The organism is uncultured Brachyspira sp. (assembly GCF_949287625.1).
Classification (GTDB): domain Bacteria; phylum Spirochaetota; class Brachyspiria; order Brachyspirales; family Brachyspiraceae; genus Brachyspira.
Genome location: NZ_CASEGO010000084.1, coordinates 1 through 13,960, shown reverse-complemented (window position 1 = coordinate 13,960; position 13,960 = coordinate 1). Strand labels below are relative to the sequence as shown.

9 protein-coding genes, 1 tRNA gene and 1 pseudogene are annotated in these 13,960 nt (G+C 28.4%); 6 read left to right on the top strand and 5 right to left on the bottom strand.

All coding sequences use genetic code 11. The annotated features are described in order from the left end of the window. A pseudogene (locus Q1X91_RS11660) lies at window positions 1–1,119 on the top strand (DUF3656 domain-containing protein); the annotation flags it as partial. Between the two features lie 15 nt (window positions 1,120–1,134). After that, window positions 1,135–1,494, top strand: coding sequence for a hypothetical protein (locus Q1X91_RS11655; RefSeq protein WP_300757560.1), 360 nt, complete (start codon window positions 1,135–1,137; stop codon window positions 1,492–1,494). 499 nt (window positions 1,495–1,993) lie between these two features. Here Q1X91_RS11655 and Q1X91_RS11650 read toward each other — a convergent pair whose 3' ends face one another. From Q1X91_RS11650 to Q1X91_RS11640, 3 genes are all read right to left on the bottom strand, one after another. Beyond that, a complete protein-coding gene (locus Q1X91_RS11650) occupies window positions 1,994–2,881 on the bottom strand; it encodes an Rpn family recombination-promoting nuclease/putative transposase (protein WP_300757557.1) in 888 nt (295 codons plus the stop codon). A 176-nt stretch (window positions 2,882–3,057) separates the two neighbouring features. Then, on the bottom strand, window positions 3,058–3,816 hold the full coding sequence (locus tag Q1X91_RS11645; protein WP_300757556.1) for a hypothetical protein: 759 nt from the start codon (window positions 3,814–3,816) through the stop codon (window positions 3,058–3,060). 98 nt (window positions 3,817–3,914) lie between these two features. Then, on the bottom strand, window positions 3,915–4,394 hold the full coding sequence (locus Q1X91_RS11640) for a hypothetical protein (protein WP_300757553.1): 480 nt from the start codon (window positions 4,392–4,394) through the stop codon (window positions 3,915–3,917). 1,144 nt (window positions 4,395–5,538) lie between these two features. Between Q1X91_RS11640 and Q1X91_RS11635 the strand changes: the two genes are divergently transcribed. Then, window positions 5,539–6,291 (top strand): hypothetical protein, encoded by a 753-nt coding sequence (locus Q1X91_RS11635; protein ID WP_300757551.1) that lies wholly within the window; start codon window positions 5,539–5,541, stop codon window positions 6,289–6,291. A 1,636-nt stretch (window positions 6,292–7,927) separates the two neighbouring features. Here Q1X91_RS11635 and Q1X91_RS11630 read toward each other — a convergent pair. Continuing rightward, on the bottom strand, window positions 7,928–8,290 hold the full coding sequence (locus Q1X91_RS11630) for a heavy metal-associated domain-containing protein (RefSeq protein WP_300757548.1): 363 nt from the start codon (window positions 8,288–8,290) through the stop codon (window positions 7,928–7,930). A gap of 174 nt (window positions 8,291–8,464) precedes the next feature. On the opposite strand from Q1X91_RS11630, the gene Q1X91_RS11625 reads away from it, so the two are divergent. The 3 genes from Q1X91_RS11625 to ade all read left to right on the top strand — a co-directional run bounded on the left by Q1X91_RS11625 (window position 8,465) and on the right by ade (window position 11,603). Continuing rightward, window positions 8,465–9,058: a hypothetical protein gene (locus Q1X91_RS11625; protein WP_300757545.1), complete on the top strand. Its 594-nt coding sequence runs from the start codon at window positions 8,465–8,467 to the stop codon at window positions 9,056–9,058. Between the two features lie 5 nt (window positions 9,059–9,063). Continuing rightward, window positions 9,064–9,136 (top strand) — tRNA-Thr (locus Q1X91_RS11620). A 736-nt stretch (window positions 9,137–9,872) separates the two neighbouring features. Beyond that, entirely contained in the window at window positions 9,873–11,603 is a 1,731-nt protein-coding gene (gene ade, locus Q1X91_RS11615) for an adenine deaminase (protein ID WP_300757543.1), read from the top strand. 157 nt (window positions 11,604–11,760) lie between these two features. On the opposite strand, the gene Q1X91_RS11610 is transcribed toward ade, so the two are convergent. Next, window positions 11,761–12,909, bottom strand: coding sequence for a cell surface protein (locus Q1X91_RS11610; RefSeq protein WP_300757540.1), 1,149 nt, complete (start codon window positions 12,907–12,909; stop codon window positions 11,761–11,763). Between the last annotated feature and the right edge of the window lie 1,051 nt (window positions 12,910–13,960).

Below are 13,960 nucleotides of genomic sequence, written 5' to 3'. Positions count from 1 at the left end.
TAAGTTTTTCTGCTGTTATAAAAAATGTCAATGTTGGGGATAAAGTTTATAGAACTACAGATAAACTTCAGATTGATGAGGCTAACAAAATAATTGAAAATGATAGTTTTAAACATATTCTTGATTTGAAATGCATAATAGGATTTAATAATAACAAAATAAAATTAATAGTTAATAGTAAATATGATGAAAGATTGAATAATATAGAATACATAAGCGATTATATTCTTCAAGAAGCTAAAACAAAATCAGCAGCTAAAGAAGATATTTTTAATTCTCTTTCAAAGACTGGGGCAACTGTATTTGAATTTAAAAATATTATTATAGAAGAAAATTTTAAAAATCCTTTTATACCATAAAAATATTATTATAGAAGAAAATTTTAAAAATCCTTTTATACCAGTAAAAGTGTTAAATGAAGCTAGAAGAGCTTTAATAGAAAAATTAGAAAATATTTTAATGAATACTAAAAAAATAGAATATAACAAAAATATTTTTAATAATATCAATTATCCTAATACTGATATAAAAGTTTTGATTGTAAACAGCAAAGAGAAATTAAAATTATATTCTGATATTCATTATGATAAAAAAATATTATTTCCAAGTGTTTATGATGAAAATATAATAACACTTTTTGAAAATAAAAAAATAGACGGTATAATGCTGCCTCATGTAACATTTGATAAAGATATTGAAGTTATAAAAAGCATAGTAGAAAAAACAAAAGACATGATAGTAATATGCAATAATTTGGGTCATATTGAGGCATTAAAAGAAAAAGCTGTATTATGGTCTGGGATAGGACTTAATGCTATTAACAATTACAGCGTGAACTTTTTATATAAGTTAGGAGTCAATACTGTAATATCAGCTATTGAGGCAGGTAAAACTTTAAAACATACTATAAGCATCAAAGAAGGTTTTATACCTGCTATGAACTTTGCATTCTGCCCTAAAAGTATGTCGGTGGGCTGTTCCAAATGCAAAGAAGCAGATATAATTGATAATAAAGGAAACACTGTAATATTTGACTGTGTGAAGATGTATAATAAAACTAGCTTTATACTAGAACATATAAAAAATAAAAGCGGAAATATTTATTATTATTTGTATTGATTTTTGGAGTAATAATTGGAAATAGTAAAAAGAATTATTTTTCTATTATGTATGATTTTCTATTGTAACAGCATTTTTGCTTTCAATGATTTTTCTTTTAATTCTGCATTCCACAGATCAACAGCAGGAGCATTTAAAAGTCACAGTGAATCATTAATAAAACTAAGAGAAAAAAAAGCTAAAAGAAGGGAATTATTTTTAAAAGGAAAAGGATATATAAGTACATCAGGAGGAGATTTATATATAAAAACTTTTTACTCTAATATGTATTTTAATGCTGTTCATTTTGGATTATGCGGATTTTATTTTTATGATAAAAATAATATAAAAAATAGATTAAATGTACTTAAATATAATAATGATATTTTTAATTGAATTATTTAACTTTATTTTTATAAGTATCTTAAATTTAAATCACACTTTGGGTGGGCGTACCTTTAGAAGTGCATATTTACGAATTTAATAAAAATTCTATTAAAAACTAAAAGCATTTAAATCTAAAAGGGCGGGAGTTAAAATAAAATTTTGAAATTTATTCTCATTCCCACCCTCTAAATTCTTTGATTCTATACTGTTATTTTTAATTTTTTTTATTTCTTAGCTTTTACTGTTATTATAGCACCCACCCAAGAGTTTTTTAAATTTATGATACTCTTCAACGCACGTTTAACGGACTCTTATGTATAAGCTAGTTATTAATTCTAATTTTTATTGTATATTAATGTTCCATTCTACGTGCGTATAGGAAAGTCTTAAATTTAAATAACGCTTAGGCGGGCGTACTTTTTGATGTATAGACTTATAGATTTAATTAAATACAATATGAAAAATAAAGCCTTAAAATCTAAAAGGGCGGGGATTAAAATTTAATCTTTTATAATTTCTCGATTTTCTCTATACTTAATCCTGTATATTTTGAAATGGTACTCAAATCCACTTTATCATTTTTCATATTTTTAGCTAATGAAATTTTTTCTTTTTCTATACCTTCTTTAATACCTTCTTTAATACCTTCTTCTCTGCCTTTTACAATACCTTCTTCTATTCCTAATCTTCTCTCTTCTTCAAGCATTATTTGATTACCATATAAATAAGCCTCTCTTTTATCGTACTCGTTCATCATAAGTCTATCTTTAATAAAATTATTATATCTTCTCTGCACTTCTTCCATTATAGTTTTTTCTTTTACTAATTCTGACATAATTTCCTCCTTGTTGTCTTTATCTTTCATAGTAAAAAATTTAAGCCAACAGTTTAAATCATATTCCAATAGATTATATTTAAATTTTTTAAGTTCAATTATATGAATTTGTAAATGATCTGTTAAAAGTTTCTTGTTATTAATTTCATAAATCATATAACAGGAATGTATATTATTAGTATCGTCTAAATTAAAATCTAATAAATTTATACTTATAACTGGTGTTAAAGCATCGTATTTTTCTCCATGCTTTAAGAGTTTACTATAATTTGATGCCCAATAATATAATATTCTTTCTGGAAACCTTGAATTACCTTGAAGCTGTATTTCTATTATAACAACAGTACCATTTTGTGTAATACATTTCACATCTACTATTGTTTCTTTATCCTCATAATTTTCTTTATAATTGAATGGAGTTAATATCTCTACACTTCTGAAAGTTTTCATACCTGAATCAAGCATTATTGAATTAATAAAGTCTAGTAAAATTAAAGCACTATCGGAGGATGCCAACAAATACCTTACAAAATAGTCATTTAAAACGTTAATATCTCTCATAGGATTATTATACTGAAATACTTTATAAATGTCAAAGTGTAATTCTTAATTTATCATTATATATTTTTGATATTTGTTTTCTTTATAACTAATTATAACTTTGCATTTTATATTAGAATATCTTTGTTGACTTTGTTTTCTCTAAAGTTTGTTTTGGAAACAAGTATATTTACTATTTACCTAGCGTACGGCGATCTTCCAGTAGTAGTTTTATCAATAGGCTTTGCTGTTTCAGCATCAAGTCCGCTGTATCTTGGAACATATTCTGAAGAATTAGCTGTCATATCATCAGCATATACCTGATATAGTATTATATTTTTATTATCATCAATAAAGCCTATAGGGTCATACTCATAAAATTTATATCCTAAATGATAACGCTCTATAGCCTCAAAGTCTGTAGGAAGAAGCTGCCCGTATATATCAGAATATTTTGTGATTTTGGCATAGGCAAATATAAACTTGCTGTAAGTATCTATTGCTATTAAATAATTATCAAGCTTAACTATTGCATTTCCAGATGCTCTGATGAAGAAAAATCTCTCTATTCTTTTTGATAAATTATAATTTCCATTATATTTTACCAAAGGATTTCTGCCGTATCTATATACAGTCATAGGTGATATTTTTATAGGGGTTGATATGATGGGGCTTTCAGTGGTGTTTCCGTCATCGCTTGCATCAAAAGTATATTCTTCATAGTAGCTTTTGGGTGTTTTTTCCCATACCCTGCCGTCATCTGGTTTGAAAAAGCTATAAATAGGAACTGTATGAACATCAAAACTTATTTTCATAAGATATTCATACAGTTCATTACCATTGAATTTATAATTAATATCGTTCCATTCTTCTTTACTGTTGAAAGGGTCTGTTGTATCATAAGGACTATATGAAGGCATATCAACATCAGAATAATATTTATCTAGTTTGTTCATGTTATAATACCTTTGTCTTGAAGAATTAAAAGGACTATTACAAGAGCATAATATTATGGTAAAGATTAAACTAAAGAATATGTTCTTCATATGTATTATTATTTAGTGTATTTTAAAGGTACTTTGGTAGCTGAATCTTGATTGAAGTCTGTTCCTGCAGGTACTTGTACGTATGCTGTTGCACCTTGAGAAGCATCATCTGCACTTGTAAACTCTATTTTTACTTTTGCATCCATAGGAATTTTACTTTGGTTTTGAGGATTTGTCATATATATAGTGGCATCAAATGGGGCAATGGTTGTTCCAGTATAACCAGCACCTTCTGTTATTGTAATAGTTGTTCCTTCTAAACTTTCAGTACCATTGAGTTTTATTGAAGTTACTTGTGCCTGATCACTTAATACTATTTCTAAAGCTCCAAAATTCATAGTACCTGAGTATGTGCCTGCTCTTTGTGATAGAGGTATTCCATTTTGAGTACTATTTCCATCATTATTACCTGGACCTGTAGACTTGTTTGAGCAGGATACTGCTAAAGCAAATAATACAGACATTAATAAAATACTAATTTTTTTCATTTTTTTACTCCTATTTTTTTATTTATTTTCTAAACATATTAAAATAACATTTATAAAAACTCAATATAAAAAATATACAATTAATAAAAAATGTCTAATATTTGTATGTAAAATATGTACAAAATTAAAAATATGTTTCAAATGTATTAAAAAATACATATAAAAAGACGTTTTATAAAAAATGTCGGATAATATATTATTATCAAAAAACTATTTATTTTAATTTCGTCTATGAGATTAATCTATAATAGACAAAAAATAATGTACTTGTTTCAAAACTATTTTTATTTTATATGTATAAATTAGTATATACTGGAACTATTTCATTTTGTCAACTGATGTACATTATTAGAATTATCAACTTTTTTCCGCACACACCACAGGCGGGCTTCTCCAAAGTTTTTGCCAAAGGCACGCTTCGCGAAAGTGCAAGTAAAAAAAATAATAATAAATAGTACTAATTATGTCTTACATGTAGGATAAATTAGCAAATTTAGTCTGAAATATAGCCTTTCGCTGCCGAAGGCACGCAAAGCGAAAAACGCAATTACTAGAACTTTATATTTTAAAAATACGTATTAAATGTATGGTAATACTCGAAATTTAGACTACACCTAAAGGTGGACTTTGTCAAATGCAGTTCTTTCGTCACAGGCGTACAGCGTATGGTTCTCGCCGAAGGCGTACCACTCCATGGGCGGACAGACGTCATAAAAGAACTGGGGTGTTGCGTATCACACAGCGTGGTGGGCAAAGCCCCATATATTAAAAACAAAATATAACTTCATTTTGACAAATTGTAATTGTTTAGGTATGTATTAAAATAAAATTAATAAAAATTCAATATAATAAAAATACACAATTTATGAAAATAAATAAATTTATAAAATTTTATATAAATCATATATATGTATTAAATATATTATAATTGAATATGTGAAATAATATTTAATTATAATAATGGCTTGTAATTATTTTATAATAATCTGCAATAAAAAAATATCTGTAAAATATGTTTTAAATGTATTAAAATAATATTTTTGATAAAAAGACAATTCATAAAAAATGTCGTTTTTAATAAATTACTTATTGTAATTATTTTTATAATAATCTACAATTCTCTAAAAATGTCGGAGTGCGAATTATGATTAAAAAGTTATTTATGTTGGTTTTATCTATGATATTAGCTGCATCATGTACAAAAAACCCAAATAACCCAAATGAGCAGAGAGGCGGAAATGAGCCAAATGTACCAAGTATACCAAGTGAACCAAGTATACCAACAACGTCCATTAATTTTGATGAAATGTTCCTAAAATTTGTGACAGATGATAAAACTGTACCAACATTCACATTTTTTAAAGATGATGGACAAGCTGCTGCTGGTGCTAGACAATGGGTACAGAACAATGACGGTACTAATACATGCTATATTTATAATGCCCCAGATGGTGAAAATAAAAACGGAGTACCGGGCAGTCCAAATTCTTATATGCCTGTAAACAGTGCAAAGATATATGTATACAGAGGTGTTAATCCTTTTAAAACCAAAAATGACAATAATATAGAAAGTCAGTTCTATTTCTATAGATACACAGGAAATGTTGTTTTTGATTTAGATAATTTTTTAGTAGCTGTTGATACAAAAACAGGATTAATATTTCCTTATGCTGTACCTGAAAAATGGCAAAATATGTTTATATCTTGGGCTCCTAATGGTTGGATATCTGCTGAGTTGGGAAAAACAGGAGTATATGGTACTACGGATCAAGAGGAAACTTTTGAAGCTCATAAATTCTGGCAGTATGACCCTATAGGGCAAGTTAATGATGATGGATCTGTTACTTTAGAACAGTTCTATATTGATGCTCAGGGAAATAATAATTATAAACCTTAGTATACTGGAGCTTCACCTTATAAAGACATACAGTAAAGTTCTTATAAAACATATAAAAAAGTGCTGCTTATTACAAACAGCACTTTTTTGTTTATCAAAATTAGCAGCAGGCATTGAAATTTAAATAACGCTTTGGGCGGGTGCATTTGAAAAATATAGACCTATAGATTTAATTGAAACCCATTAAAAAATAAAGCTTTTAAATCTAAAAGGGCGGGAATTAAAGTAAAATTTAAAAATCTATTCTAACCCCACCCTCTAAATTTTTTAATACTATCTGTTATTTATAAATATTTTTAATTTTTTAGCTTTAACTGTTATTCTGTCTGCCCACCCAAGATTTTTTTAAATTTACAGTACTCTTTAACGCACGTTTAATTGATTCTTATAAATAATAAAAATTAGATTTATTAATCGATATGTATTATAAAAATCTGCTCTGCGTGCGTGGAGGAAAGTCTTAAATTTAAATAACGCTTTGGGCGGATACACTTTTTTAAGTGTTGACATATGAGTTTAATTAAAGTCTATATAAAAAATAAAGCTTTAAAATCTAAAAGGGCGGGAATTAAAGTAAAATTTAAAAATCTATTCTAACTCCCACCCTTTAGATTTATGAATACTAACTGTTATTTATAAATGTTTGTAATTTTTTAGCTTTAACTGTTATTCTGGCTGCCCCCCGAGCATTTTTTAATTTTGTAATATTATTCAACGCACGTAGAATGAAATTTTATATATAAGATAAATCATGATTTAAAATTAATTAATATTTTAAAATCCGTTCTGCGTGCGTGGAGAAAAGTTTTTAAATTTGAATCACATTTTGGGGCACTTTTTGATGTATAGACTTGTAGGTTTAATTAAAGTCTATATAAAAAATAAAGCTTTAAAATCTAAAAGGGCGGGAATTAAAGTAAATTTTAAAATCTATTCTAACTCCCACCCTTTAGATTTATGAATACTAACTGTTATTTATAAATATTTTTAATTTTTGAGCTTTAACTGTTATTCTATCTGCCCACCCAAGCGTTTTTTTAAATTTACAATATTTTCAACGCACGTTAAATCGATTCTATACATAAAGATATTATTAATTCTAATCTGTATTATATATAAATGTATCATACTACGTGCATTTAAGAAAGTCTTAAATTTAAATCACGCTTTGGGAGAGGGCACTTTTTTAAGTGAAGACTTACAAAATTTAATTATATACTGGAACAATTTTATTTTGTCAATTGGAGCAGATTATACAGAATTATCAACTTTTTTTCCGCACACGCTCTGCGGGCTTCGCCAAAAGAACCTTATATCCTCGACAAGCTCGGATACGCTTCGCAAAAGTGCAAGTATTAAAATTATTATTAAATAGTACTAATTATGTTTTATATGTAGGATAAATTATTAAATTTAGACTGAAATATAGCCTTTTTGCTTCTTTGTGTCACACCTGCCGAAGGCACGCAGAGCGGGCACGACTGTGTGCTTCGCAGGGCTAGTCCCCACAAATCTAAAATTTAAAAATTTATTTTTTGACAAAATATAGTTGTTTAGGTATATACTGCAGCAATTTTATTTTTTAAACTACACATTAAAATAAATAATTTTATATTTAATCTTATCAAGTAAAGCTCTATTTAATATAGTATCTGTAGCCAGACTCCTTTATAACATCTTCTAATACTTTACCTTCTAATTCTTTTTTGCTTAATATTAGTCCTTCTTCATTATCAAAATCTATTTTAGCATATATATACCCAAGTTTATTAAAATTGTTTTCTATTATCTGGGCACATTTAGTACAAGTCATTCCTCCTATCTTTATTACTTTTTTGTATGGATAATTTTTTTTATTCTTATCTTTTATTTTTACTTTTCTTATAATTTCTGAGCCTTCACTGCAGCATGAACTTCCAGATTTCATTTTTTTAATGTAGTTCATTATAGCAATTACGGTAATAACTGCTATTATCAATAATATTATAATACTTTCCATTATGATTATCCTTTAAAGTTTTAGTATATTTATTAATTGTTTTATTATTCTAACAAAACAAAGACTATTGTCAATGTATTTTTATAAAAAAATGCTTCTTATTATTTAATTTTAAGGTTAATATTTCCGTATCTTATTAGTAGTATAAATGATTTTTGTATAGGAAATGATAAAATGAATAAATATATATTACTCTTTTCATTTTTTATTTTAAATATTTTGTATTCTCAGGAAACGAATATATTAAACAGCAGACTTTTTTTTACAGAGAAAGATAAATTAACATCAAAAATGAATATATACACATCTTGGAAAGAAACCTATAAATATTTAAGAGATAACAGATTTAGATTTTATAAAAGAGCTGGAAGGACTATAACATTAGAGTTCAGATATAAGTATCCAAGTCAGATATTTGTTAATAACGGTACACCTATAATATTTACTTTTAATGATGGAAGCAGTGTACAATTAACAAATGTGCAGAAAGTTGTTTACAGTCCTTATTTGATGGGCGATAAACAGTATTATGATGTTGAAGTAAGATACAAATTCAATAATGATGATGAGTTTAACATCTTTGCCAATGCTGCTATAACAAATATACGTTTTAATTTTATTAATCAGTTTTCAGAAGAAGTTTATGATGATATAGGCATTTCATCGCTTACTACAAGTAATTGGCAGCTTGTATTTGAAGCGTATAGAGATGGTATAGCAAAATTAGAAGAGTTAAATAACAATAATAATAATGTTACTAATGATTAGAAAAAGCCAACCTAGCTCAGCTGGCAGAGCAGTGCATTCGTAATGCATTGGTCGTGGGTTCGATTCCCATGGTTGGCTCATAAGTCTTTTATAATTTTTTTAGTATATAGATGTACATTATACAGAATTATCAACTTTTTTGCCGCACACGCCACAGGCGGGCTTCGCCAAAAGTTTTTATCCTTCGGATACGTTTCACGAAAAACGCAATTGCTAGAACTTTATATTTCAAAGATATGTATTAAATGTATGGTAATACCTAAAATTTAGGCTGCACCTTGCCGAAGGCACGCAGAACGGGCGGACAGCGTCACAAAAGAAGTTGGGGTTGATGGAGGCACGCAGAGCTGGCACGACTGTGAAGCCCTGCAAATATTTTAAATTAAAAAAATTAATTTTTTGACAAAATATAGTTGTTTAGGTATATACTGTAACGATTTCATTTTGTCAACAGATGTACATTATATAGAATTATCAACTTTTTCCCGCCGCACGCCATACTTAACAGTACTTCCTTCGGTCGCAGGCAGACAGCGTCAAAGAACTTTATATACTCGACAAGCTCGGATACGCTTCGCGAAAGTGCAAGTATTAAAATTATTATTAAATCGTATTAATTATGTTTTATATATAGATAAATTACTAAATTCAGTGTAAAATGCAGCCTTTCGCTGGACTTCGTCGGCACGCATAGTGATATCATAGTCTAAGGAATGCCTAAATTCAATATCTTTGCCCCCTATGCAAATATTATTTGAAAATATTCTTACAATTTACTATATTTAAAATATATATTTAATTATAAGGACTATTCATGACTATAGAAAAATTATCAAAAATGATAGAAGTTTCAAGCGGTAAGGTTTTGGCTGATTTGGTAATAAGAAACTGCAAGGTAGTAGATCCAATATCTTCAACGATTACAGATGCTGATATTGCTATTTACGATGACTATATTGTAGGGGTGGGGTCTTATAATGGAAAAGAAGTTATAGATGCTAAAGGCTCTTATGCCACAAGCGGACTTATAGATTCGCATGTGCATATAGAGTCGTCTCTATGTACACCAGCCAATTTTGCAGAAGTGGTTATTCCTTTCGGCACTACTTTAATAATAACAGACCCTCATGAAATAGCTAATGTATGCGGTATTGAAGGCATAAAGTTTATGATGAACTCTGCTAAAAAAAGTCCTTTAAAATGCAAGTTTATGCTTTCTTCATGTGTACCTGCTGTGGGATTTGAAGATTCTGGGGCTATACTTGATGCAGATAGTGTAGAAAAGTTTATAAATGATGCCGATATATTCGGACTTGCAGAGATGATGAATGCTCAGGGAGTATTATCACTAGATAAAGAAGTACTAAAAAAATTACTTGCGGCAATTAATGCAGATAAGATTATAGACGGACATGGTGTAATGCTTGGAGGAAAAACACTTAATGCTTATAGGGCTGCAGGAGTTTATACCGACCATGAATGCGTATCTGCTAAAGATTTGAAGGCAAGAATAGCTAATGGAATGTATGTACTTTTAAGACAGGGTTCTGCTGCTCAGAATTTAGATTCTCTTTTGCAGGGAGTTAATCAAAGCAATGCCAGAAGATGTGCTATGTGTAGTGATGATAAGCATTTGGACGATATAATGAAGTACGGGCATATATCTCATAATCTTAAAATAGCAGTAGAACATGGTCTTGATGTATTTAGTGCTATTGCTATGGCTACTATTAATGCTGCCGAATGCTACAGACTTAAAAATATCGGATTAATAGCTGCTGGATATAAGGCGGATATTGTTTTATTTGACGATTTAAAAGATTTTAAGGCTAATAAAGTATTTATAGACGGTAAATTGGTTTCAGAAAATGGACATGCTTTATTTAAAACATATAAAGATGATTATAATGATAATATTTTTAATACTGTAAATATTGCCCCTATTACAGCTGATGATATACAGATAAAATTAAAAACTGATGAGGCTAATGTTATAAGAATAGTTAATAAAGATTTGATAACAGAAAAAAGTGTAAGAATAGTAGGATTTGAAAACGGATATTTTAAATACAGAAAGAGTGTAGATATATTAAAATTAGTAGTAGTAGAAAGACATAAAAGAACTGGCAAAATAGGTTTGGGTTTAATAGAAAATTATAAATTAAAAAACGGAGCAATAGCAGCAAGTGTTTCTCATGACTCTCATAATATAATAGCAGTAGGCGATAATGATGATGATATAATACTTGCTGTAAAACAAATAGAAAAATGTTCTGGAGGCATTACTATAGTAAAAAATTCTAAAGTGCTTGATACATTAGAATTAAAGATAGCAGGTATAATGTCAAATGAAATGCCAAGCGATATAGTAAAAAAAATATATTCTATGCATGAATTAGCTTATAATGAACTTAATGTTAATAGAGATATAGATCCTTTTATGACATTATCATTTATGGCACTTCCAGTTATACCAGAAATAAAACTCACTACAAATGGCTTATTTGATGTAAAAGAGTTCAAGTTTATAGATGTAAGTGCTTAGCTGAACAATTTTCTGTTTATAATCTAATTGCCTCACTTATAAATATTTTTTAGTAATGAGTTTTTATTATTAGAATATATAAATATGCAAATAAAAAGGGAGCTTAAAAAGCTCCCCTTATTAGTTATATATACTCTGTTATATCTCTAATTTATTATTATTGATCTCCGCCGAAAGAAGGAAGATACCAAGTGATACCAGTAGTAGTTTCAAAGTATACTGGAGTATCACCTTGTGAAGTAGTACCATCTCTTCCAGTATTATTAACATCCATCTCAAAGTACCATTCAAGATCTTGAACAGGTCTTACATATAATTCTGCATAAGCTCCCCAAGCTAATTTATGATTTACTTTATTATCAGCAGAGCCTTTTAAATGTCCATTATAAGTAGCTGTATAACCTAAAGAAGGTTCAACATATAAAGTAACTATGTCGCTGTTAGCTGTTATACCAAGTACTGGTTTAATAACGAATTTATAAGGATTTGCTTCATATATATCTGATTGTTTGTAATCTGAAGGTATAGCTAGAATAGTAGTATCTGTAGGATCTGTAGGATTATAATTATAAAGATTTTCTGCTGTATATCCTTCTAAAAGACCGCCTTTAAGAGCTGTATGATATTCTAATCTTACATAAGGGTTGATAGTTACATTTCCTACTTGAGTATTTAAGAAGTATAATCTTAATTGGAAGCCTAAACTTTCTGAAACACTTTTAGTATTTAGAGCAGTATTTTCTAATGAATTATTTCTATAGTATACATAGAATCTTATAGCATTGAAAGCATCTATACCAGTGTAGTATCTTAATTGTATATTATTGAAAGCTACGCCTGTATATTTGTAGTCATTAATTTTTTTTCCAGCTGAATCTTTATCTGTAACAGCTACCTGTATAGGTACAGATATTCTTAAATTATCATTTAAAGCATTAACCATTAATACTGGAGTATGAACTTGTATGCCTTTATTTACATAAGTAAAGTTATAACCAACACCTATACCGAAAGCATCAGAAGTGTATCCTATACCAGCAGAAAGTGTTGAATCTAAAGCAACATCTCCAGTGTTTCCGCTTAGTATATTTCCTAAGTTGCCAAGATTAATTGAATTTGCTCTGAACCCGAAAGTACCTTTAATAGTACCATTGCCTAATGTAAAACCTAATTGGTCCATTCTAGCTCTGAATTGGTTGCCATGTACAAGGAAGTCTATCCAAGAATCACCTCTGCCGTACATACCGAATGCTGAAGCACTAGCTAATGTTGCTATTGCCATAGCTGTCAATAAAACTTTTTTCATTGTTTTTTCTCCTAAAATTTTTTATATAGTTAATACCTTTAATAAGGCAGTAACTTCAAAATATTTTAGGAAACAACAAAGACGAGAATCTCCATTGTTTCCCAATACGTTAGAACTATATAAGCATAATTCTAACGGACTATAAAAAATCAGTGAGAATAATAAGATTTAGAGGATCTTTATTCTCGGCAAAATTAAGAGGGCATTAGGAAACCGTTAATCTTGCTTTATGTGTACTTAGGAATAATAAGGATTTAGAGGATCTTTATCGTTCCGTACTTAAGCAAATAAGATAAACATAATAAGCAATCTTTTTTTCAATGTCATATCTTTTGCCTATAATTTTATTCTAATGAATTTTTATATAAAAGTCAACACTTATACATTGGAAATTTAAGAAATTTTGTTTAAAAGAAGTGCAATAATAGCTGAAAACAGTAAATTATTAGATTTGTCAAATAAAATTAATTAAAAAATATATATTGCTATATCACTATTAATGAACTTTTTACACATATATAATACGTATGCATACTATATTCTTGGCATCATTATATCTATTCTGTATCATGATAAAGATAAATATAAGATAATATTATCATTAAAAATATTGATAAACAGCATAGTATATATAGACACTGTATTAAAACAGCTATGAAAAATAAATTATTATATACCTAAACAGATATAGTTTGTCAAAAAATAAATTTTTAAATTTTAGTATTTGCGGACTAGCCTGCGAAGCACACAGTCGTGACGAAGTCCAGCGAAAGGCTATATTTTAGGTTAAATTTAATAATTTATTCTACATATAAAACATAATTAGTATTATTTAGTATTATTTTTAGGCTTGCACTTTCGCGAAGCGTGCCTTTGGCAGCAACTTTGGCGAAGCCCGCAGAGCGTGTGCAGCGGGAAAAAGTTGAATAAAAAAATTGAAAAACTTAAAAATTTTCAGTATATACCTAAACAATTATAATTTGTCAAAAAATTATTTTTTTTAATTTTAAATATTTGCAGGGCTTTGCCCCGCACCCCACTTCTTTTGTTG

Excerpts from the sequence above, each read along its gene's own strand:
- Q1X91_RS11650 (WP_300757557.1), bottom strand. The coding sequence starts at position 2,881 with ATGAGAGATATTAACGTTTTAAATGACTATTTTGTAAGGTATTTGTTG.
- Q1X91_RS11645 (WP_300757556.1), bottom strand. The coding sequence starts at position 3,816 with ATGAACAAACTAGATAAATATTATTCTGATGTTGATATGCCTTCATAT.
- Q1X91_RS11635 (WP_300757551.1), top strand. The coding sequence starts at position 5,539 with ATGATTAAAAAGTTATTTATGTTGGTTTTATCTATGATATTAGCTGCA.
- Q1X91_RS11625 (WP_300757545.1), top strand. The coding sequence starts at position 8,465 with ATGAATAAATATATATTACTCTTTTCATTTTTTATTTTAAATATTTTG.
- Q1X91_RS11630 (WP_300757548.1), bottom strand. The coding sequence starts at position 8,290 with ATGGAAAGTATTATAATATTATTGATAATAGCAGTTATTACCGTAATT.
- ade (WP_300757543.1), top strand. The coding sequence starts at position 9,873 with ATGACTATAGAAAAATTATCAAAAATGATAGAAGTTTCAAGCGGTAAG.
- Q1X91_RS11640 (WP_300757553.1), bottom strand. The coding sequence starts at position 4,394 with ATGAAAAAAATTAGTATTTTATTAATGTCTGTATTATTTGCTTTAGCA.
- Q1X91_RS11610 (WP_300757540.1), bottom strand. The coding sequence starts at position 12,909 with ATGAAAAAAGTTTTATTGACAGCTATGGCAATAGCAACATTAGCTAGT.